Below are 21,184 nucleotides of genomic sequence, written 5' to 3'. Positions count from 1 at the left end.
TTGGTGAGGCGCGGCATGAAGTGAGGCGTGGCCCCGCCCATGGCTGAGCTGCCGATCGTAGTGTTGCCGGTCGGCAGCGACGACGTTGCGCTGGACGCCTGCCTGGCCGCGCTGGAGGCAGGCACGCCACCCGGCACCCGGCTGTGGCTTGCCGACGATGCCTGCGCGGGTCCGCGCGGCTGCGCGGTGATCGAACACTGGATGGCGCACACCCGGTTGCGCGCGGACTACACCCGGCGCCAGCGCACGATCGGCGAGGTCGCGCACCTGGACGAGGTGCTGACGGCCTGCGGCGACGCGGACGTTGCGGTGCTCGCACCCGACGCGGTGCCGCTGCCCGGCTGGCTCGAACGGCTGGCGGCCTGCCTGGCCAGCGACGGTTCCATCGCCAGCGCGACGCCCTGGAGCAACGCCGGCGAGACCGCCGGATGGCCGCGGATCGGCGAGATAGCACCAATGCCGCGCGACCCCGCGCGGCTGGCGCGTGCCGCCGCGCGGATGCCCGCCACGCACCCCGAATTGCCGGCCGCGGTCGGCCATTGCGTGCTGCTGCGTGGCAGCGCCCGCCAGCGTGCGCGTGGGCTCGACGCGGAAAGCTACGGCTCCTGGTGCGCCGGCCTGATCGACCTGTCGCTGCGGCTGGCCGGCCTGGGCTGGCGCAACGTGCTGTGCGAGTCGGCGTTTGTCGCACGCCCGGTAGAAGGCGTGCCGTTCGAGGGCGACATGGACCGGCTGGCGGTGCGCTGGCCCGACTGGCATGCCCGCGTGGCCTGTTTCCTGATGCGCGACCCGCTGCGTGCGACCCGCGCCGAGCTGGCCGACCTGTTCGCGACGGTCGGCCCGCCGGAGCCGCAGCCGGACCTGTTCCCGGTAACGGTCGACGACGGCCCTGTGGCCGCCTCTCCCGCGCGCCCATGACCGCCAGCACCGGACAATCCATGGCCGGCGCCGACATCGGCGTGGTGGTGGTGACCCACCAGAGCGCGTCGACCCTGGACGAATGCCTACAGCGCCTGCGGGCAGCCGCGGGCGTGGCCGCGATCCGGGTCATCGATAACCAGTCCACCGACGACACCCTCGCCATCGCCCAGCGCCACGCCAGTGCGGACCCGCGGTTGCGCTTCGTTGCCAACCCGGACAATCCGGGCTTCAGCGTGGCCTGCAACCAGGGCGTTGCCGAACTGGCGACGGCGGCCGTGCCGGTCCACTGGCTGGCGTTCGTCAATCCCGACGCAATGGTCGAGGACGACACGCTGGTACGCCTCCTCGGCCTGGCCGGGGCCGGCGAGGTGCTGCTCGGCGCCGACCTGGTCGGCGAGGACGGCATGCGCGACCCGGCGGCGCGGCGGCGCGATCCCGATTTTGGCCGGATGCTCGCCGGCGGGCTCACGGCGCGGTCGATGCGAAGCACTGGCCAGCGCACGGGCATGGCGGTCGACTCCGACGATCGCCTCGACGTGCAGCCGGTCGATGCGGTGTCGGGGGCGCTGATGTTCATGCCGCGCGCCCTGTTCGAGCGGATCGGCGGGTTCGACCCGGATTACCGCCTGCACGCCGAGGACCTGGACCTGTGCCGGCGCGCGCGGATGGCGGGTGCCACCGTGGCCGTGGCCAACCACGTGCGCGTGGTGCACGTGCGCGGCGTGTCGAGCCGCTCGCGGCCGCTGTTCGTCGAATGGCACAAGCACCGTGGCCTGTGGCGCTATTTCAACCGGTTCGAGGCGCATCGGCGCGGATGGCCGTTGCGGGCCGCGGTCTGGGCGGCGATCTGGCTGCGCTTCCCGTTCGCCGCCGCGCGTGCGTGGTGGCGCAGCCGGTAAACCCGCGGTCTGTAGGAGCGGCTTCAGCCGCGATCGTATGGCAGGACGCACGATCGCGGCTGAAGCCGCTCCTACAAGAAACACCACCCGATCACGGCAAAACCGCCATCACCGATACCGGTTGACCTGTTCCTTCAGCGCCTGCGCCGCGGCAGCCGCGGCATCGGCGAAGTCGTCCCCCTGCGACGCGTACAGGATCGCGCGCGACGAGCTGACCATCAGGCCGGTGCCGTCGGCGGTGCGGGCATTGCGCACCACCGCCTCGACGTCGCCGCCCTGGGCACCGACGCCGGGCACCAGGAAGGGCATGTCGCCCACGATGGCGCGGACCTCGCGCAGTTGTTCCGGCCAGGTCGCGCCGACCACCAGCGCGCAGTTGCCGTGGCCGTTCCAGTCACGCGCGATGGTCTCGGCCACGTGCTGGTAGAGCGGGCGCTGCGTGCCACCGGCGGCCTGCACCGGCAGGTCCTGCAGGTCGGCGGCGCCGGGGTTGGACGTGCGGCACAGGATCACCACGCCGCGGTCGGCGCGGTCGAGGAACGGCTGGACCGAGTCGCGGCCGAGGTAGGGGTTGGCGGTCACCGCGTCGGCGGCGTACCGGTCGAAGGCTTCAGCGGCGTAGTGCCGGGCGGTGCTGCCGATGTCGCCGCGCTTGGCATCGAGGATCACCGGGATGCCCGGGTGCGCGGCGTGGATGTGGGCGATCAGCCGGGTCAGCGCATCCTCGGCGCCGAGCGCGGCGAAATGCGCGATCTGCGGCTTGAATGCGCACGCGTGCCCGGCGGTCGCGTCGACGATGGCGCGGCAGAATGCGAACACCGCGTCCGGGTCGCTGCCGAATCGGGCCGGGAACTTCGCCGGTTCCGGGTCGAGGCCGACGCAGACGAGCGAATCGGCGTTCGACCAGCGTTGCCGCAGTGCCTGCATGAATTCCATCGTCGTTCCTCGGTGTTGTCGACAGGCAGTGCGTCGCCACGATTGTAGGAGCGACGTGAGTCGCGACCCTGTACGGCGTCCCGGGCGTCCGCCGGGTCGCGACTTACGTCGCTCCTACGAAGACCCGATGCCGAAAAGAACGCCCGCGTCGCCGCGGGCGTGCGTCGTTATTTCAGTGCCTTGAAACGCAGCCGGTGCGGACCGGCGTCGTCGCCGAGGCGGCGCTTCTTGTCTTCCTCGTATTCGCGGTAGTTGCCCGGGAAGAACTCCACGTGGCTGTCGCCCTCGAACGCGAGGATGTGGGTCGCGATGCGGTCCAGGAACCAGCGGTCATGGCTGATCACGAACACGTTGCCGGGGAACTCCAGCAGCGCGTCCTCGAGTGCACGCAGGGTCTCGATGTCGAGGTCGTTGGACGGCTCGTCGAGCAGCAGCACGTTGCCGCCCTGCAGCAGCGTCTTGGCCATGTGCAGGCGGCCACGCTCACCGCCCGACAGCGAGCCGACACGCTTCTGCTGGTCCTGGCCCTTGAAGTTGAAGCGGCCGATGTAGGCGCGCGACTGGATCTCGATGCCGTTGATGTTGAGGATGTCGCGCCCGCCCGACACTTCCTCCCACACGTTCTTGTCGCCCTCCAGCGCATCGCGGCTCTGGTCGACATAGGCCAGCTGCACGGTCGGACCGGTGACGATCTCGCCGGTGTCCGGCTTCTCCTGCCCGGTGATCATCTTGAACAGGGTCGACTTGCCGGCGCCGTTGGGGCCGATGATGCCGACGATCGCGCCGGGCGGCACGATGAAGCTCAGGTCGTCCATCAGCAGGCGGTCGCCGAACTTCTTGCTGACGTTGCGGAATTCCATCACCGAGTTGCCCAGGCGCTCGCCCGGCGGGATGAAGATCTCGTTGGTCTCGTTGCGCTTCTGGTAGTCGACCGCCTGCAACTCGTCCAGCCGCGCCAGGCGCGCCTTGCCCTTGGAACGGCCGCCCTTGGCGTTCTGCCGGGACCACTCGAGCTCCTTCTGGATCGCCTTCTGGCGCGCCTTCTCCTGCGACTCTTCCTGCTTGAGGCGCTCTTCCTTCTGGGTCAGCCAGTCGGTGTAGTTGCCCTTCCACGGGATGCCGCGGCCGCGGTCGAGCTCGAGGATCCACTCGGCCGCGTTGTCGAGGAAGTAGCGGTCATGGGTGACGGCCACCACGGTGCCGCTGTAGCGCGCCAGGAACTGCTCCAGCCACTCGACCGACTCGGCATCGAGGTGGTTGGTGGGTTCGTCCAGCAGCAGCATGTCCGGCTTCTGCAACAGCAGGCGGCACAGCGCGACGCGACGCTTCTCGCCACCCGACAGCTTGCCCACCACCGCGTCCCACGGCGGCAGGCGCAGCGCATCGGCGGCCACTTCCAACTGGTTCTCCAGGGTGTGCGCGTCGCCGGCGGCGAGGATGGCCTCCAGGCGCTCCTGCTCCTTGGCCAGCGCGTCGAAGTCGGCGCCGTCCTCGGCGTAGGCCGCGTAGACCTTCTCCAGTTCGGCCTGGGCATTGAGCACCTCGCCGACGCCTTCCTCGACCGCTTCGCGCACGGTCTTCTCCGGGTCGATCTCCGGTTCCTGCGCCAGGTAGCCGACCTTGATGCCGGGCTGCGGGCGCGCCTCGCCCGAGAAATCGGTGTCGACGCCGGCCATGATCTTCAGCACGGTCGACTTGCCCGCGCCGTTCAGGCCCAGCAGGCCGATCTTGGCGCCGGGGAAGAACGAGAGCGAGATGTCCTTGATGATCTGGCGCTTGGGCGGAACGGTCTTGCTGACGCCGTTCATGGTGTAGATGTATTGCGACATGGGTGCTCCGCAGGCGTGCGCCCGGCGGCCTGCGGGGCAGGGCCGGGGTGAGGGGGATTCGATAGCCCGCCATTATCGCGGATCGCGGCCGCGGCTGCATCGGGCGGGGCGCAGGCCGTTCAGAACCGGGGCGCCCCGGTGGGCGGGCCCGGAACCGGCCGGATGGCCCGGCGCCCCCGCCGGCGGCTAAACTCGACGCCACCCCCCACCTCACTCCCGGAGCGGCAATGTTCCCGCGCGACGCACGCATCGAAGGCTTTGATCCCGAACTCGCCCAGGCCATTGCCGACGAGCGCCAGCGGCAGGAAGACCACGTCGAGCTGATCGCCAGCGAGAACTACGCCAGCCCGCGCGTGATGGAGGCACAGGGCAGCGTGCTGACCAACAAGTACGCCGAGGGCTATCCGGGCAAGCGCTACTACGGTGGCTGCGAACATGTCGACGTCGCCGAGCAGCTCGCGATCGACCGGCTGAAGGAACTGTTCGGCGCCGACTACGCCAACGTCCAGCCGCACTCGGGCTCGCAGGCCAACCAGGCGGTCTACCTCGCACTGCTGCAGCCGGGCGACACCATCCTGGGCATGAGCCTGGCCCATGGTGGCCACCTGACCCACGGCGCCAAGGTCAACATCTCCGGCAAGCTGTTCAACGCCGTCCAGTACGGCGTCGACGCCGATGGCCTGATCGACTACGACGAGATCCAGCGCCTGGCCACGGAGCACAAGCCGAAGATGCTGATCGGCGGCTTCAGCGCCTACTCGCAGAAGATCGACTGGGCGCGCATGCGCCAGATCGCCGATTCGGTCGACGCGATCTTCTTCGTCGACATGGCCCACGTCGCCGGCCTGGTTGCCGCCGGCGTCTACCCGAACCCGCTGCCGCACGCGCACGTGGTGACATCGACCACCCACAAGACCCTGCGCGGCCCGCGCGGCGGCATCATCGTGGCCAAGGACCCGTCCGAGGAGCTGGTCAAGAAGCTGCAGAGCATCGTGTTCCCGGGCATCCAGGGTGGCCCGCTGATGCACGTCATCGCGGCCAAGGCGGTGGCCTTCAAGGAAGCGCTGGACCCGGAGTTCAAGGCCTACCAGCAGCAGGTCGTGAAGAACGCGCAGGCGATGGCGAAGGTGATCGTCGAGCGTGGCTACAAGATCGTCTCCGGCGGCACCGAGAACCACCTGATGCTGGTCGACATGATCGGCAAGGGCATCACCGGCAAGGACGCGGAGGCGGCGCTGGGCAAGGCCCACATCACCGTCAACAAGAACGCCGTGCCCAACGACCCGCAGAAGCCGTTCGTGACCTCCGGCCTGCGCATCGGCACTCCCGCGGTGACCACCCGCGGCTACCAGGAGGCCGACTGCGTCGAGCTGGCCAACTGGCTGTGCGACGTGCTCGACGCGCCCAGGGACGAGGCGGTGATCGCCCGCGTGCGCGACGCGGTCACCGCGCAGTGCCGCAAGTTCCCGGTGTACGGCTGAGCCGGCCGCCGCGGCCGGGCTGACCCTTTGCATTGCCCCTTCTGCCAGCACGCCGACACCCGCGTGATCGACTCGCGGGTGTCGGACGATGGCGCGACCATCCGCCGGCGCCGCGTCTGCGAGGCCTGTGGCGAGCGCTTCAGCACGCTGGAGACGATCGAGCTGAAGCTGCCGGTGATCATCAAGTCCGATGGTCGGCGCGAGGCGTTCGACGCGCGCAAGCTGCGCTCGGGCTTCGACCGTGCGCTGCAGAAGCGGCCGGTCTCGGAAGAACAGATCGAAGCCGCGGTGCGCGCGGTCGTGCACCAGTTGCGCATGACCGCCGAGCGCGAGCTGGCGTCGATGCGCGTCGGCGAGTTCGTGATGGCCGAACTGCGCAAACTCGACCACGTCGGCTACGTCCGGTTCGCCTCGGTCTACCGCGCCTTCGAGGACGTGGCCGATTTCCGCGAGGAACTCGACCGCCTCGAGAACGACAACTCCGGCGAGGGGCAGTTGCCGCTGCTGGGCGGTGACGCCATCGCGCCGGGCAAGCCACGCAGGCGCTGAGCTCCGGCCGGCGTCGCACCAGGGAGTACCGATGTCCGACTTCACCGCCACCGACCACCTGATGATGGCCCGTGCGCTGCGCCTGGCCGAACGGGGCGCCTATACGACCCGGCCCAACCCGATGGTGGGCTGCGTCATCGCGCGCGGCGACGAGGTGGTCGGCGAGGGGTTCCACCAGCGCGCCGGCGAGGCGCACGCCGAGGTGGTCGCCCTGCAGGCGGCCGGCGAGCAGGCCCGCGGCGCCACCGTCTACGTGACGCTCGAGCCGTGCGCGCACACCGGCCGCACCGGCCCCTGTGCCGATGCGCTGGTCGAGGCCGGGGTGGCGCGGGTCGTCACGGCCATGCGCGATCCGTTCCCGCAGGTCGACGGCGCCGGATTCGACCGCCTGGTCGCCGCCGGCATCGACGTGGTCGACGGCCTGATGGAAACGGAGGCGCGCGAGCTGAACCGCGGTTACGTGTCGCGCGTCGTACGCGGGCGGCCGTGGGTACGGGTCAAGCTGGCGACCAGCATCGACGGGCGCAGCGCACTCGCCAACGGCGAGTCCAAGTGGATCTCCGGCGAGGCTTCGCGGAATGACGTGCAGCACTGGCGCGCCCGCGCCGGTGCCATCGTGACCGGTGCCGGCACCGTGCTGGCCGACGACCCCTCGCTCACCGTGCGGCTCGACGAAGCGCAACCGTTCGAGCCGCCGCTGCGGGTCGTGCTCGACCCGGGGCTGGCGACCGTCCACCGCGGCCGGGTGCGCGAGGGCGATGCGCCGACGCTGTACGTGCACGCGCCCCATACCAAGCTGGGCCGCGGGATCAGTGCGCAGTTGGCGGTGGTCGACGTCGAGCGGGGCCGTTTCGACCTCAACCGGGTGCTCAAGTTGTTGGCCGAGCGCGGGATCAACGAGGTCCAGGTCGAGGCCGGCGCGACGCTCGCGGCGGCGTTCCTGGATGCCGGGCTGGTGGACGAGCTGCTGCTGTATGTCGCCCCGGTGCTGCTCGGGTCCGAAGCGCGCCCCTTGTTCGACGGCCTCAACATCGAGCACATGGACGAGCGGCTGCAGATGGACATCGTCGACTCGCGCCAGCTCGGCGGCGATATCCGGCTGCTGCTGCGCCCGCGCGGCTGAACCCGGGCGCGCCGGCCGGACGCAGCGTTCCGCCGACGGGCCGGTTGCGGCGGGTCCCGGTGCTAGAATCGCCGCGCCGCCCAGGCGGCACCACCAACGTCTTCAGGGCGGGGCGAAACTCCCCACCGGCGGTAGGTCGACCGGCTCCAGCAGCCACGACGAGCCCGCGAGCGCCCCCGGCAATCCAGCGCCGGGGGGTCAGCAGATCCGGTCCGATGCCGGAGCCGACGGTCACAGTCCGGATGAAAGAAGACGGCTCGCGCCCGGCACCCGCCGTGCGCCGGCCATGCCTTGTGGCGTTTTTCGCTCACCTTGCGGGAAACGTAGCCATGTCCAGCCCCACCCGAACCGATTTCGCCACCCACCACCGGGAGGCGCGCTGATGTTCACCGGCATCATCGAGGGCGTCGGCCGGCTGGCCAGGCGCGAGGCACGTGGCGGCGACGCGCGCCTGCGCATCGAGGCCGGCACACTGCCGTTCGACAACGTGCGGCTCGGCGAGAGCATCGCGGTCAACGGCACCTGCCTGACCGTGGTGGCGTTCGACGCCGACGGCTTCGAGGCCGACGCGTCCACCGAGACCCTCGCGCTGACGACGCTGGGCGCGTTGCCGGCCGGCGCAGCGGTCAACCTGGAGCGCGCGATGCGCCCGGACGATCGCCTCGGCGGCCACCTGGTCAGCGGCCATGTCGATGGCATGGGCACGGTCGAGTCGGTCACCGACGACGCGCGCGCGCAGCGCTGGCGCTTCACCGCCCCGGCCGGCGTGCTGCGTTACGTGGCGCGCAAGGGTTCGATCTGCGTCGACGGAGTCAGCCTTACGGTCAACGCGGTCGATGCCGACGGTTTCGAAGTCGCGCTGGTGCCGCACACCGTCGCCCACACCGCGTTTGCCACCACCCGGCCGGGCGACCCGGTCAACCTCGAGGTCGACCTCGTCGCCCGCTACGTCGAGCGCCTGCTCGCCACCGGAGAACAACCATGAGCTTCGCCCCCGTCCCCGAATTGCTCGAGGAGATCCGCGCCGGCCGCATGGTCGTGATCGTCGACGACGAGGACCGCGAGAACGAAGGCGACCTGATCATGGCCGCCGAGCTGGTCAAGCCGTCCGACATCAACTTCATGGTCACCCACGCGCGCGGGCTGGTCTGCCTGTCGTTGACGCGCGAGCGCTGCGCCCAGCTCGGGCTGCCGCCGATGGTGCGCGACAACACCTCGGCCCACCACACCAACTTCACCGTCAGCATCGAGGCGGCCGAGGGCGTCACCACCGGCATCAGCGCGTACGACCGGGCCCACACCATCCGCACCGCGGTGCGGCCGGACGCAGCGCCGCGCGACCTCAGCCAGCCCGGCCACATCTTCCCGCTGCAGGCCCAACCCGGCGGCGTGCTCAACCGTGCCGGCCACACCGAGGCCGCCGCCGACCTTGCGCTGATGGCCGGTCTGGAACCGGCCGGCGTGCTGGTGGAGATCCTCAATGCGGACGGCACCATGGCGCGGCGGCCGGAGCTGGAGCGGTTCGCCGCCGAGCACGGGCTGAAGATCGGCTCGATCGAGGAGTTGATCCGCTATCGGCTCGAGACCGAACACACGGTCGAGCGGGTCGATGCGCGCGAGATCCAGACCGACCATGGCCCGTTCCAGCTGGTGACCTACCGCGACCGGCTCAGCCACGGGTTGCATTTCGCGCTGCTACGCGGCCGGCCCGACCCGGCGACGCCGACGCTGGTGCGGGTGCACATGCAGAACCCGCTGAGCGATGCGCTGCACTGGCGCCGCGCGGATTTCGGCCCTGCGGTGGGCGACGTGCTCGCGACGATCGCCGCCGAAGGGTGTGGTGCGCTGGTGCTGCTCGGCGAGGGCGTCGGGCCCGACGCCCTGCTGGCCCGCATCCGCGAACAGCCCGAACCCGACGGCAAGCCTGCGCGCGGCGAGGCGCTGAGCGAATGGCGGCGCAACGGTGCCGGTGGCCAGATCCTCGCCGACCTCGGCCTGGGCAAGCTCCGCGTGCTGGGCACCCCGCGCAAGCAGATCGGCCTGGCCGGCTTCGGCCTGGAAGTGGTCGAGTACGTGTAGCGCCGATCCGGTCACGCGCACCATCGCACCGCCGCGTCGGCAGGTCCGGGCCGCCGGGCCCCGCTGCCCAAGCCGGCTAAACTACCCCTCCAATCGCCACCGACCCGCCCATGCCCCATATCGAAGGCGACCTGCGCAGCCCCCCGGGCGCGCGCTTCGCGATCATCGCCAGCCGCTGGAACCCCCGCATCACCGATACCCTCGTGGCCGGCGCGCGCAAGGCGTTCGCCGACCATGGCGTCGCCGAGGACGCGGTCGACGTGGTCCGGGTACCGGGTGCCTGGGAGCTGCCGCTGGTGGCCGCGCGGCTCGGCCAGGCCGGGCGCCATGCCGGCATCGTCGCGCTGGGGTGCGTGGTCCGCGGCGACACCCGCCATTACGAGCACGTCGCCGACCGCTGCGCGGAAGGCCTGATGCGCGCGCAGATCGACCACCGGGTGCCGGTCAGCAATGGCGTGCTCGCGGTCGAGCGGTTCGAGGATGCCGAGGCGCGTGCCGGCGGCAACCACGGCAACAAGGGCGAGGAAGCCGCGCAGGCGGTGATCGAGATGGCCCACCTTCTGGAGCAACTGGCATGAACCGACGTCGCGCCGATGGCATTGACCCCGTCGCCCGCTCGCGCGCGCGTCGCCGCGCGCTGCAGGCCGTCTATGCCTGGCAGCTGTCGGGCGCCAAGGTGCGCGAGGTGGTCGCCCAGTTCGCCCACGAGCAGGCACGCGAAGTGGCCGACCTGGCCTACTTCGAGGACCTGGTTCACGGCGTGCACGACCACCGTGTCGACATCGACGGCGCGCTCGCGCCGTTCCTCGACCGCGAGATCGAGCAGGTCGACGCGATCGAGCGCGCGGTGCTGCGCATCGCCGCCTACGAATTGCGCCACCGGCCCGACGTGCCGTACCGCGTGGTGATCAACGAAGCGATCGAGACCGCCAAGCGCTTTGGCGCCGAGCACGGGCACACCTACGTCAACGGCGTGCTCGACCGCGCCGCGGCGGAGTGGCGCGCGGTCGAGGCGCAGGCGCCGCGCGACCGCTGACCCCGTCGACGTCACCGAGGTAGCGCGATGGAATTCGGGCTGATCGAACGCATCCGCGCCCGCGTCGCCCCCCGTGACGACGTGGTCCTGGGCATCGGTGACGACGCCGCCCTGCTGCAACCGCCGCCGGGCGCGCAGCTGGCGGTCGCGACCGACACGCTCAACGTGGGCGTGCACTTCCCGCCGGGGACCGCCGCCGCCGACATCGGCTGGAAGGCGCTGGCCGTCAACCTGTCCGACCTGGCCGCGATGGGCGCCGAGCCGGCCTGGTGCACCCTGTCGCTGTCCTTGCCGGAGCCGGACCCGAGCTGGCTGGACGGGTTCCTCGACGGTTTCCTCGACCTCGCGGCGCGCCACCGCATCGCCCTCGTCGGCGGCGACACCACGCGTGGGCCGCTGTCGGTATGCGTGACCGTGCACGGTCTGGTGGCACCCGGCCGCGCGCTGCGGCGCGACGGTGCGGTCGCCGGCGACGACATCTGGGTCAGCGGGGGGCTGGGCGACGCCGCGGCGGCGCTGGCCCTGCTGCAGGCGGCGGACGAGCCGGTGGTCGTCGCCTGCGAAGCAGGTCCGTTGCTGGCCGCGGACCCCGACGGCGGGTCAGGGCGCCTCGCGTCACTGCGTCCGCGCCTCGACCGGCCCACGCCGCGGGTCGAACTCGGGCTCCAACTGGCCGGCATGGCCCACGCGGCCATCGACATCTCCGACGGGCTGATCGCCGATCTCGGCCATATTTGCCAGGCAAGCAGGCTCGCCGCGGACGTCGAGGTGGACCGGCTGCCGTGCTCACCGGCCCTGGCGGCCAGCTTCGAGGCGGAGCGACGACGCGAACTGCAGGCGACCGGCGGTGACGACTACGAGTTGTGTTTCACCGCCGCACCGGCGATGCGCGAGCGCATCGAGGCGCTCGCAACGGGCGTGGTGCCGGTCACCCGCGTCGGCCGGATGGTCGAAGGCGAGGGTGTGCGGGCAGTGGATGGTGACGGTGCCCCGTGGCAGCCGCGGCAGAGCGGCTACGTCCACTTCTCCGGATAGGACGGCAAAGAAACGCGCGATGTAGGAGCGACGTAGTCGCGACCCGTCGACCCCGTGACGCGATGCTCCGCTCGCGACTTACGTCGCTCCTGCATCGGGGTGGTGACCGGCGTTCCGCCACAATCCACCCACCCGCTCGCGCAGCGTCGGCAACACCTCGCCCTCGAACCACGGGTTGGCCTTGAACCACGCGACGTTGCGCGGGCTCGGGTGCGGCAGCGGCAGGTGGGTCGGCAGGTACTCGCGCCATGCGCGCATGGTCGCGGTCAGGCTGCCCTTGCGGCGGCGGCCCAGGAAGTGCGCCTGCGCGTACTGGCCGATCAGCAGGGTGAGTTCGACGTTGGGCAGCAGCGGCAGCAGCTGCGGGTGCCAGGTGGCCCGGCATTCCGGGCGCGGCGGCGCATCGCCCGAGCCGGCCTTGCCTGGGTAGCAGAAACCCATCGGCACGATCGCCACGCGCGAGGCGTCGTAGAACGTGTCGGAATCGATCCCCATCCACTCGCGCAGGCGCCGGCCGCTGGCGTCGTCCCAGGGCACGCCGCTTTCGTGGACCTTGCGGCCGGGGGCCTGGCCGACCACCAGCAGGCGCGCGTCGGCATGCGCGCGCAGCACCGGCCGCGGCGTGTGCGGCATTGATGACGCGCACAGCCGGCAGCGGTCGATCCGGGCGAGCAGCGTGTCGAGGGTGTCGGCCCCGCCGCTCACGGTGGCAGCAGCTTGCCGGGGTTGAGGATGCCGTCGGGGTCGAACACTGCCCTGAGCTGGCGCATCAGGGCGAGCGTCGCCGGCGGCACCGCCTGCGTCATGAATTCGCGCTTGGCCAGGCCGATCCCGTGCTCGCCCGACAGCGTGCCGCCGAGCGACAGGGCCAGCGCGAACACGCGCGACATCGCTGCCGCGGCGCGCTCGGCCTGGCCGGCGTCGGCCGGGTCGTACAGCAGGTTGACGTGCAGGTTGCCGTTGCCGGCATGGCCGAAGCAGACGATCGGCAGCGCGAACTCTCGCGACAGTGCCTGCACGCCATCGACCAGGGCCGGGATGCGCGACACCGGCACCACCACGTCCTCGTTGATCTTGCCGGGCGCCAGCGTGCGCAACGCCGGCGACAGGGCCTTCCGCGCGGCCCAAAGGCGGGCACGCGCGGCCTCGTCGGCGGCATCGTCGAGCGAGACCAGGCCGTCGCCGCCGGCAGCCGCCATCAGCGCTTCGATGTCGCGCGGCAGTTGGTCCGGGTCACCATCGGCCTCGATCATCAGCAGCGCTCCGGCGTCGGCAGGCAGGTCGGCGCCGCCGACGTCGCGCGCCAGCCGCACCGCGTCGGCATCCATGAATTCCAGCATCGACGGGGTGACCGGCTGCGCCATCAGCCGGGCGACGGCTGCGGCCGCGGCGGCGACGTCACGGTAGATCGCGCGGATCGCGCGTCGCGCGGCAGGCGCCGGCGTCAGCCGCAGGCTCGCTTCGACGATCAGCGCCAGCGTGCCTTCGCTGCCGACCAGCAAGCGCTGCAGGTCGTAGCCGGTCGCGCCCTTGGTGGTCGCGGTACCGCATTCGACCAGCTCACCCGCACCGGTCACCGCGGTGATCGCGAGTACGTTGTCGCGGCTTGCGCCGTACTTCACCGCGCGCGGGCCACCGGCATTGCACGCCAGGTTCCCGCCAACGGTACTGAACATGGCGCTGGTGGGGTCGGGTGGCCAGAACAGCCCATGCGGCGCGAGCGCGGCCTGCAGGTCGCCGTTGAGCAGGCCGGGTTCGACCACCGCGCAACGGTCGCCCGGGCGGATGTCCAGCACCCGGTCCATCCGCTCCATCGACACCACGACGCCGCCCTCGACCGGCACTGCCGCACCGGTGGTGTTGGTCCCACGACCGCGCGCGACCACAGGCACCCGGTGGCGGCGACACGCGCGCACCAGCGCCACCACCTGGTCGCGGGTCCGCGGCAGCGCCACCGCGTCGGGCAACGCGTGCCGGCGCGAGTTGTCGTAGGCGTAGGTGAGCCGCTCGCTGGCATCGGTCAGCCAGCCCTCGCCGAGCAGCGTGGCCAGTTCGCGGTCGAGTTCGTGTGGCAAGGGCATGGCGGAAGGAGGCGGGCCGTGGCGGCCCATTCTGCGCTTTCGTCGCGACGGGCCAGGTGGGGTGGTCAGTCGCCGGGCCGGAAGGCGTCGCGGATCCAGTCCAGCACGGGCGCCCCGGAGTCGCCGGAGGCATCGACGACGTCGAACCGGCATGGCGCATCGGCGTAGCGGCGATGCCGCATCAGGAACAATTGCGCGGCGCGCACCAGCTTGTGCTGCTTGCGCCAGTCCACCGACACCGCGCCGCCGCCGAAGCGGTCGTCACGGCGGTAGCGGACCTCGACGAACACCAGGGTGTCGCCGTCGAGCATGACCAGGTCGAGCTCGCCCAACCGGTAGCTGGCGTTGGCGGCGACCGGTCGCAGGCCCGCGTCGATCAGGTGGGCACGCGCCGCGGCCTCGACCGCTGCGCCACGCTGGCGCCGGTCAGTAGCGACCGGCATTGGCCAGCGGTACCGCGACGCCGCCGCTGAAGGTCGACCACGCCGGGGTGCGCTGCACGTTGCCCGAGCCGTCGATGCGCAGCATGCCGGTCGCACCGTTGACGCTGGCATCGGGCGACAGCGCGAGCTTTTCCATATAGGCGGTCAGCAACCACGCGTCATGACCGAAGGCGAACAGGCGGGCGCCACCGCCGCGCGCGGTCGGCAGCCGCTCGGCGACCGAGGCCTCCGGCGCCAGCCCGGCGACGTAGCCGCCGCTCGTCCAGGGCTCTCCCGGGAACGCGATGCCGTCGAGGATGCGGTCCTCCTCCGGCTTGCCGGTGCCCGACAGCAGGTGCGAGGTCGCGACCCGCGGCACGCCGGCCAGGCCGGCCAGGGCCAGCCGCGGCATCGCCTCGCGCGCGACGTTGCCGCGCACCGCCAGGAACACCGCGTCGACGCCGCCCTCCGCCTGGGCGTAGGGGCTGTAGTCGGCGATCCCTGCGCTGGCGATGCCGGTGACCGTCGCACCGTGCTCGGCGAGGTGGTTGCGCAGCGCATCGACCGCACGACGCTGGCTGTCATCGCTGCCGGCGATCACCAGCACCCGTCGTGCACCGCGCTCCAGCAGCAGGCCGGCGGCCGCGATGCCCTCGTCTTCGGGCGACAGCGAGAAGCTCGCGTTGCCCGCCGGCGGGACGTCGCCGGCGCGGTTCAATGCCAGCACCGGCACGGCCAGGGCGCCGCGGTTGAACAACGCGCCGACCTCGTCGCGGCCGAGCGGGCCGACCATGAAGTCGTTGCCTTCACCCGCGGCACGGTCGTAGGCGGCCAGTGCACCACCGGCGGTGCCGTGGGTGTCGTAGAAGCGCACTTCCGGGCGGCGGCGGGACTCGCCGTAGTAGCCGGCCAGCAGGCCGTCACGGACCGGTGCGGCCGCTGCGGAGAGGTCACCCGACAGCGGCAGCAGCACGGCCAGCCGCACCGGCGGTCGGTAGCCGTCCGCCTCGGCCGGCGGGCGGGCGCTGGCATCGAACTGCCACGCGACCCGGTCGAACGGGCGGGGCAGCGGCAGCCCGCGACGCAACAGGGCGCGGCCGGCATACGGATACAGCGGATCGCCCTCGGCCAGCGCCGCGGCCTCGGCGGCCAGGGTGGCGTCGTCGAGCTGGGCCAGCAGCGCGTTGATCGCGGCGGCATTGGCGGGGTCGCCCGCGAGGGCGCTGGCCTGCGCGACCAGCGGGTGCTGCGGCGCGCGGACCGGCGTGGTCGAGCTGGTCCGGGTCGGACCGACGACGCAGCCGCCGAGCAGCGCGGTGGCGACCAGCAGCGCCGAAAGCCAGTGGAACCGGGGGATCGAAGGCGTTGGATTCATCGCTTGCGCACCGCACGCGGCGCTCCTTGGGGGACCCGGCGATTCTAACCATGCCCCTGCATGGCGTCCGCGACGCCGTTGCGTGGCCCGCAAGACAAGCACGCCGACCACCCCTACCATCGTCTCGATGCAGACCTCCGGCACCCTCCACGTCGTCGCGACCCCGATCGGCAATCTCGGCGACCTCAGCCCCCGCGCGCTGGAGACCCTGCGCACGGTCGACGCCATCTGCGCCGAGGACACCCGCCATACCCGGCAGCTGTTGAGCCATTTCGGCCTCGAGCGGCCGCTGCTCGCGCTGCACCAGCACAACGAGGACGCCCAGGCGGCCCAGCTGGTGGCGCGGCTGCAGGGCGGTGAGTCGCTCGCGCTGGTGTCGGATGCGGGCACACCGCTGGTCAGCGATCCGGGTTTCCGGCTGGTCGGCGCGGCACGCGCGGCCGGGGTACGGGTCTCCCCGGTCCCGGGTGCGTGCGCGGCAATCGCCGCGCTGAGCGTGGCCGGCGTGGCGTCGGACCGGTTCGTGTTCGAAGGCTTCCTGCCGGCCAAGGCGGGCGCGCGGCGCGAGCGCCTCTCGCGGCTGGCGGCGGAGCCACGGACGCTGATCTTCTACGAGTCGGCCCACCGCATCGAGGAGTCGCTCGCCGACCTGGCAGCGGTGTTCGGCAATGAACGCCACGCGGTGCTGGCGCGCGAACTCACCAAGCTGTTCGAGACCGTGCTCGACGACACCCTGGCGGGGCTTCGCCAGACGGTTGCGGCGGACCCCAACCAGCGCCGGGGCGAATTCGTGCTGGTGGTGGAGGGCGCCGGTGACGATGCCGATGCCAGCCTGGCAGAGGGGCGCCGGCTGTACGCGAAGCTGGCAGGGCACCTGCCACCGTCGACCGCGGCGAAGCTGGCGGCCGAACTGAGCGGGGCCCCGCGCAAGGCGCTGTATGGCGCCGGCGAGAGCTGAGGTGGCAGCGGGACCGTCCGGCCAGCCTGAACTCGCCCTCCCGGGATCGACCCCGCCCGGCCGCAAAGCCACCCAACCCCGGTAGACTGCGCCCGCGGAGTCGGCCAGGCAGTCGCGTCATCCTTCGGGATGCCGAGGAAAGTCCGGGCTCCACAGGGCACGGTGCCAGGTAACGCCTGGGCGGCGCGAGCCGACGGAAAGTGCAACAGAGAGCAGACCGCCGAACGGCGTCGCAAGACGTGCGTGGCAAGGGTGAAACGGTGCGGTAAGAGCGCACCGCGAGTCTGGCAACAGACCGGCACGGCAAACCCCACCGGGAGCAAGACCAAATAGGGAGGCAATGCCGCGGCCCGCGGTGCCTCCGGGTAGGTTGCTTGAGCGTATCGGTGACGATGCGCCTAGAGGAATGATTGCCCACGACAGAACCCGGCTTATCGGCCGGCTCCGCCCTGATCCAGGAAAGGCGCGCCCCCGGGCGCGCCTTTTTCATGGGATGCCGATGCTGCGCTGCAGCACCGTAACGGGCCCGCGTGCCGCGTCGTCTCTTCACAAGGCCTCCACGCGCCCGAAATCTCAAAATGTGAGACGAAACAACGGTTAGTGGATAAGTCTTGAATAAGACTCTGAAGTTCGCTGCAAGCCTTTGATGTGCCTAGTGAAATTTGCCCCCGGAAGTTGTTGACAACCATTTTTGCGGTGCCTAAGGTGGACATCCGAGGGAAAGCCGGGTTTTTAGTGGTTTTCGGTGGCCGCAGACGGTTCGAGTGACCGTATGCCCGTAAGGCAAACCGCCCAACAGAGGCGGGCCAACAACCAGGTGCGCAATGTTCCAGGGCGAGACCGCCATCACGATCGACGAAAAGGGCCGGCTGGCGGTGCCCACCGCCCACCGCGATGCCGTCGCGCGCGATTGTGGCAACCAGCTGGTCATCACCTACAACCCGTTCGAGTCCGGCTCCCTCTATCTGTACCCGCGGGCGATCTGGGAGCGGGTGCGCGACCAGGTCAACAAGCTGCCCAAGGCCAAGAAGGTCAACCGCAACCTGCAGCTCAAGCTGGTCGGCGCGGCCACCTTCGTCGAGCTCGACGGCAACGGCCGCATCACCGTCCCGGCCAGCCACCGCGCCGCGGTGGGCATCGAGCGCAAGGCGGTGCTGCTGGGCATGGGCGACAAGTTCGAACTGTGGAGCGAGCAGGCGCACCACGCGCAGATCCAGCAGACGGTGTCTGACGGGGATCTGAGCGAGGAACTGCTCGACCTGCAGCTATGACGGACGGTGGCATGGAGCGCTCGGCGACTTCCGGCCACCTTCCCGTGATGTACCGGCAGGTCCTGGAAGGCCTGCGGGTGCGTGGGGATGGAGCCTACCTCGACGGCACGTTCGGCCGCGGCGGCCATGCGCGGGGCGTGCTCGACCAACTCGGCGCCGGAGGACGGCTGCTGGTGATGGACAAGGATCCCGAAGCGATTGCGGTCGCCGAACGCGAGTTCGGGGCGGACCCGCGCGTGTCGATCTTCCGCGGCAGCTTCGCCGACCTCGCCCGGTGGGATGCCACCGCCAGCGGGCTGGACGGGATCCTGTTCGACCTGGGCGTGTCCTCGCCGCAGCTCGACGTGGCCGAGCGCGGCTTCAGCTTCGGCCGCGACGGCCCGCTCGACATGCGGATGGACCCCGATGCCGGCCAGAGCGCCGCCGAGTGGCTGGCGCAGGCCGAGGAGCGCGAGATCGCCGACGTGCTGTGGACCTACGGCGAGGAGCGCCAGTCGCGTCGCATCGCCCGCGCGATCGTTGCGCGCCGCGACGAGGAGCCGCTGGTGCGCACCGCGCAGCTGGCCGAGCTCATCGCGTCGGCACTGCCGCGAACCGCTCACACCGGACCGGGCAAGGGCCGCCATCCGGCGACGCGCAGCTTCCAGGCGATCCGCATCTTCATCAACCGCGAGCTGGCCGACCTCGAAGCCGGGCTCGACGCTGCGCTGGAGCGCCTCAGGCCCGGCGGACGGCTGGCGGTGATCAGCTTCCATTCGCTGGAAGACCGCATCGTCAAGCAGTTCATCAACCGCCACGCCAAGGCGCCGCCGGCCAACCGCCGCATGCCGGTGGAGATCGCCTTCACCCCCGACCTGCTGGCGATCGGCGGCGCGCAGAAGGCAGACGATGCCGAGACCGCCGCCAACCCGCGCGCCCGCAGCGCGGTGCTGCGCGTGGCCGAGAAGCCGGCGCTGCAGGAGGCCGCATGACCACGCGCCTGCTGCTGACCGTGCTGGTCGTCGCCAACGTCGCCACGGCGCTGGCGGTGGTGCACGCGCGCCATCGTCACCGCGTGCTGTTTGTCGAGGCCAGCCGGCTGGAGAAGGCGCGCGACGAACTCAACATCGATTTCGGCCGGCTGCAGCTGGAACAGGCCACCTGGGCGGAGAGCAACCGCATCGACCAGGTCGCGCGCGACCGCCTCGGCATGAAGTTCCCGGAAGGCGCCGAGATCGTGGTGATCCGTCCATGAGCGCCCGCGACCGCCGCCGTGACGCCGCCCGCAGCAACCCTGCGCATGGCGGTGCGTGGGCGGCGTTGCTTGCGCGCTTCCGCGGCGAAGAAGTCCGGGGCGCCCGCCGGGGCGTGCGCTACAACCCGCGCCACCGCCTGGCGATGGTCGGCGGCACGCTGGCGTTGTGCTCGGTGGCGCTGGTCGGCCGCGCGTTCGACGTGCAGGTGCTCAACAACGACTTCTACGTGCGCCAGGGCGACGCCCGCGCGCTGCGCGAAATCCCGATCCCGACGTCGCGCGGGATGATCACCGATCGCAACGGGGAGCCCCTCGCGGTGTCCACGCCGGTCGAGTCGGTCTGGGCCAATCCGCAGGAGCTGCTCAAGCACCCGGACCGCATCCCCGAGCTGGCCGAAGCGCTGGACGTGCCGGCCGACTACCTGACGCGCAAACTGACCCAGCGCGCGGACAAGGAGTTCATGTACCTGCAGCGCCGGATCAACCCGAGCCAGGCCCGGAAGATCCTCGCCCACGGGATCCCGGGCGTGTCCAGCCAGCGCGAGTTCCGACGCTTCTACCCGCAGGGCGAGGCGCTCGCGCACGTGCTCGGCTTCACCAACATCGACGACGCCGGCCAGGAAGGTCTTGAGCTGGCGTTCGACGAATGGCTGCGCGGCACGCCGGGCGCCAAGCGCGTCATCCGCGACGGCCAGGGCCGCATCATCGAGAACGTCGACCTGCTGCGGCCCGCCGAGCCGGGCCGCGACCTGACGCTCACCATCGACCGACGCATCCAGTACCTGGCCTACCGTGAGCTGCGCAACGCCCTGCTCGAGGCCGACGCCAGCAGCGGCTCGGTGGTGGTGCTCGACATCGCGACCAGCGAAGTGCTGGCGATGGCCAACCTGCCCAGCTTCAACCCCAACGACCTGGACGGCGACCGCAGCGACGCGCGCCGCAACCGCGCGGTCACCGACGTGGTCGAGCCCGGGTCGACGATGAAGCCGATCACGATCGCGGCCGCGCTGAGCCAGGGCATCGTGACCCCGGCGACCGTGGTCGACACCTCGCCGGGTTACATGGCCAATGGCCGCTACACGATCAACGACTTCCGCAATTATGGCGCGTTGACCATCACCGGGATCATCACCCACAGCTCCAACGTGGGCGTTGCCAAGCTCGCCGAGCGCCTGCCCGACGACTACTTCTACGACTTCGTGCACGGCTTCGGCTACGGCGACAAGCCCGGCAGCGGCTTCCCCGGCGAGTCGTCCGGCGTGCTGGCGGGGCCCGGCCAGTGGAGCGGCACCGACAAACGCACCATGTCCTACGGCTACGGCCTGTCGGCAACGCCGCTGCAGATCGCGATGGCGTACGCGGCGCTTGCCAACGATGGCGTGCTCACCGCGCCGACCTTCGTCAAGGGCCAGCGCAACGAAGGCGAGCGGGTCGTCGATGCGCGGGTGGCCGACCAGGTCCTGCGGATGATGCAGACCGTCACCGAGACCGGCGGCACCGCGACCGGCGCGGCGATCCTGGGCTACCACGTCGGCGGCAAGACTGGCACTGCTCGCAAGTTCAGCCCGACCGGCGGCTACTCCAACAAGTACATCGCGCTGTTCGCCGGTGTGGTCCCGGTCGAGAACCCGCGCTTCTCGATGGTGGTGGTGATCAACGAGCCCGACTCCAGCAAGGGTTACGGCTACGGCGGTGGCGCGGTCGCCGCGCCGGTGTTCCGCAACGTGATGGCCGGTGCGCTCCGGCTGATGGATGTCCCGCCCGACGACATCGAGACCTGGCTCGCGGCACAGGCGGCCGAGCAGGCCAAGCGTGCGAAGGCCGCGGGTGGCGCGGGCGAAAGCGGGCCCGTACTGCCGACGGCGGTCGCTGCATCGACGGCCGGAACCGCGTCCGGTCCCGCATCGCTGCCCGATGCGCTGCCCGAACCGGTCACGGTCGGGGGTGCGCGATGA

At 71.1% G+C, this 21,184-nt stretch carries 20 protein-coding genes, 1 other RNA gene, 1 pseudogene and 1 riboswitch; of the genes and pseudogenes, 16 read left to right on the top strand and 6 right to left on the bottom strand.

Annotated elements, in window-relative coordinates:
• The first annotated feature begins 39 nt into the window (after nucleotides 1-39).
• Both KOD61_RS11320 and KOD61_RS11315 read left to right on the top strand, forming a co-directional pair.
• A complete protein-coding gene (locus KOD61_RS11320; RefSeq protein ID WP_215218763.1) occupies nucleotides 40-918 on the top strand; it encodes a glycosyltransferase family 2 protein in 879 nt (292 codons plus the stop codon).
• A 20-nt stretch (nucleotides 919-938) separates the two neighbouring features.
• The gene (locus KOD61_RS11315) at nucleotides 939-1,820 is read left to right on the top strand and encodes a glycosyltransferase (protein ID WP_215220394.1); all 882 of its coding nucleotides are present in this window, start codon (nucleotides 939-941) and stop codon (nucleotides 1,818-1,820) included.
• Nucleotides 1,821-1,928: 108 nt separating this feature from the next.
• Here KOD61_RS11315 and pyrF read toward each other — a convergent pair whose 3' ends face one another.
• Both pyrF and ettA read right to left on the bottom strand, forming a co-directional pair.
• Nucleotides 1,929-2,756 (bottom strand): orotidine-5'-phosphate decarboxylase, encoded by an 828-nt coding sequence (gene pyrF, locus KOD61_RS11310; protein ID WP_215218762.1) that lies wholly within the window; start codon nucleotides 2,754-2,756, stop codon nucleotides 1,929-1,931.
• A 167-nt stretch (nucleotides 2,757-2,923) separates the two neighbouring features.
• On the bottom strand, nucleotides 2,924-4,585 hold the full coding sequence (gene ettA / locus KOD61_RS11305) for an energy-dependent translational throttle protein EttA (protein WP_215218761.1): 1,662 nt from the start codon (nucleotides 4,583-4,585) through the stop codon (nucleotides 2,924-2,926).
• 227 nt (nucleotides 4,586-4,812) lie between these two features.
• On the opposite strand from ettA, the gene glyA reads away from it, so the two are divergent.
• The 8 genes from glyA to thiL all read left to right on the top strand — a co-directional run bounded on the left by glyA (nucleotide 4,813) and on the right by thiL (nucleotide 11,888).
• Nucleotides 4,813-6,066: a serine hydroxymethyltransferase gene (gene glyA, locus KOD61_RS11300; RefSeq protein ID WP_215218760.1), complete on the top strand. Its 1,254-nt coding sequence runs from the start codon at nucleotides 4,813-4,815 to the stop codon at nucleotides 6,064-6,066.
• A 27-nt stretch (nucleotides 6,067-6,093) separates the two neighbouring features.
• The gene (gene nrdR / locus KOD61_RS11295) at nucleotides 6,094-6,615 is read left to right on the top strand and encodes a transcriptional regulator NrdR (RefSeq protein ID WP_215218759.1); all 522 of its coding nucleotides are present in this window, start codon (nucleotides 6,094-6,096) and stop codon (nucleotides 6,613-6,615) included.
• 31 nt (nucleotides 6,616-6,646) lie between these two features.
• A complete protein-coding gene (gene ribD / locus KOD61_RS11290; protein ID WP_215218758.1) occupies nucleotides 6,647-7,738 on the top strand; it encodes a bifunctional diaminohydroxyphosphoribosylaminopyrimidine deaminase/5-amino-6-(5-phosphoribosylamino)uracil reductase RibD in 1,092 nt (363 codons plus the stop codon).
• Nucleotides 7,739-7,832: 94 nt separating this feature from the next.
• Nucleotides 7,833-7,996, top strand: a riboswitch (FMN riboswitch).
• A 124-nt stretch (nucleotides 7,997-8,120) separates the two neighbouring features.
• Nucleotides 8,121-8,723: a riboflavin synthase gene (locus KOD61_RS11285; protein WP_215218757.1), complete on the top strand. Its 603-nt coding sequence runs from the start codon at nucleotides 8,121-8,123 to the stop codon at nucleotides 8,721-8,723.
• On the top strand, nucleotides 8,720-9,817 hold the full coding sequence (ribB, locus tag KOD61_RS11280; RefSeq protein WP_215218756.1) for a 3,4-dihydroxy-2-butanone-4-phosphate synthase: 1,098 nt from the start codon (nucleotides 8,720-8,722) through the stop codon (nucleotides 9,815-9,817). Before KOD61_RS11285 ends, ribB begins: the two co-directional genes overlap by 4 nt.
• A gap of 110 nt (nucleotides 9,818-9,927) precedes the next feature.
• Complete coding sequence (gene ribH, locus KOD61_RS11275; protein ID WP_215218755.1) at nucleotides 9,928-10,395, top strand: 6,7-dimethyl-8-ribityllumazine synthase; 468 nt, start codon at nucleotides 9,928-9,930, stop codon at nucleotides 10,393-10,395.
• Nucleotides 10,392-10,853 carry a transcription antitermination factor NusB gene (gene nusB, locus KOD61_RS11270; RefSeq protein ID WP_215218754.1) on the top strand — a complete coding sequence of 154 codons (462 nt, stop codon included), beginning with the start codon at nucleotides 10,392-10,394 and terminating at the stop codon, nucleotides 10,851-10,853. Before ribH ends, nusB begins: the two co-directional genes overlap by 4 nt.
• Before the next feature lie 27 nt (nucleotides 10,854-10,880).
• On the top strand, nucleotides 10,881-11,888 hold the full coding sequence (gene thiL, locus KOD61_RS11265) for a thiamine-phosphate kinase (protein WP_215218753.1): 1,008 nt from the start codon (nucleotides 10,881-10,883) through the stop codon (nucleotides 11,886-11,888).
• A 78-nt stretch (nucleotides 11,889-11,966) separates the two neighbouring features.
• Here the strand turns inward: thiL and KOD61_RS11260 are convergent, their stop codons facing one another.
• From KOD61_RS11260 to KOD61_RS11245, 4 genes and pseudogenes are all read right to left on the bottom strand, one after another.
• Nucleotides 11,967-12,593 carry a uracil-DNA glycosylase family protein gene (locus tag KOD61_RS11260; protein WP_311195417.1) on the bottom strand — a complete coding sequence of 209 codons (627 nt, stop codon included), beginning with the start codon at nucleotides 12,591-12,593 and terminating at the stop codon, nucleotides 11,967-11,969.
• Nucleotides 12,590-13,969 (bottom strand): FAD-binding oxidoreductase, encoded by a 1,380-nt coding sequence (locus tag KOD61_RS11255; RefSeq protein ID WP_215218752.1) that lies wholly within the window; start codon nucleotides 13,967-13,969, stop codon nucleotides 12,590-12,592. Before KOD61_RS11255 ends, KOD61_RS11260 begins: the two co-directional genes overlap by 4 nt.
• A 65-nt stretch (nucleotides 13,970-14,034) precedes the next feature.
• Complete coding sequence (locus KOD61_RS11250; RefSeq protein ID WP_215218751.1) at nucleotides 14,035-14,412, bottom strand: YraN family protein; 378 nt, start codon at nucleotides 14,410-14,412, stop codon at nucleotides 14,035-14,037.
• A pseudogene (locus KOD61_RS11245) lies at nucleotides 14,396-15,592 on the bottom strand (penicillin-binding protein activator); the annotation flags it as partial. The pseudogene KOD61_RS11245 and the gene KOD61_RS11250, both read right to left, overlap by 17 nt.
• 301 nt (nucleotides 15,593-15,893) lie before the next feature.
• On the opposite strand from KOD61_RS11245, the gene rsmI reads away from it, so the two are divergent.
• The 6 genes from rsmI (at nucleotide 15,894) to KOD61_RS11215 (ending at nucleotide 21,184) form a co-directional block, all read left to right on the top strand.
• On the top strand, nucleotides 15,894-16,724 hold the full coding sequence (gene rsmI, locus KOD61_RS11240) for a 16S rRNA (cytidine(1402)-2'-O)-methyltransferase (protein WP_215218749.1): 831 nt from the start codon (nucleotides 15,894-15,896) through the stop codon (nucleotides 16,722-16,724).
• 96 nt (nucleotides 16,725-16,820) lie between these two features.
• Nucleotides 16,821-17,174: RNase P RNA component class A (gene rnpB / locus KOD61_RS11235), an RNA gene on the top strand.
• A gap of 374 nt (nucleotides 17,175-17,548) precedes the next feature.
• Complete coding sequence (gene mraZ, locus KOD61_RS11230) at nucleotides 17,549-17,995, top strand: division/cell wall cluster transcriptional repressor MraZ (protein ID WP_215218748.1); 447 nt, start codon at nucleotides 17,549-17,551, stop codon at nucleotides 17,993-17,995.
• Between the two features lie 11 nt (nucleotides 17,996-18,006).
• Complete coding sequence (rsmH, locus tag KOD61_RS11225; RefSeq protein WP_251370584.1) at nucleotides 18,007-18,966, top strand: 16S rRNA (cytosine(1402)-N(4))-methyltransferase RsmH; 960 nt, start codon at nucleotides 18,007-18,009, stop codon at nucleotides 18,964-18,966.
• On the top strand, nucleotides 18,963-19,229 hold the full coding sequence (gene ftsL, locus KOD61_RS11220; protein ID WP_215218746.1) for a cell division protein FtsL: 267 nt from the start codon (nucleotides 18,963-18,965) through the stop codon (nucleotides 19,227-19,229). Before rsmH ends, ftsL begins: the two co-directional genes overlap by 4 nt.
• 143 nt (nucleotides 19,230-19,372) lie before the next feature.
• Nucleotides 19,373-21,184 carry a peptidoglycan D,D-transpeptidase FtsI family protein gene (locus KOD61_RS11215; RefSeq protein ID WP_215220392.1) on the top strand — a complete coding sequence of 604 codons (1,812 nt, stop codon included), beginning with the start codon at nucleotides 19,373-19,375 and terminating at the stop codon, nucleotides 21,182-21,184.

The sequence above is a fragment of the Lysobacter luteus genome, assembly GCF_907164845.1.
GTDB classification, from domain to species: Bacteria; Pseudomonadota; Gammaproteobacteria; order Xanthomonadales; family Xanthomonadaceae; genus Novilysobacter; species Novilysobacter luteus.
Note: the sequence above shows the minus strand (reverse complement) of the source record. Positions and strands in the feature narration are given on the sequence as shown.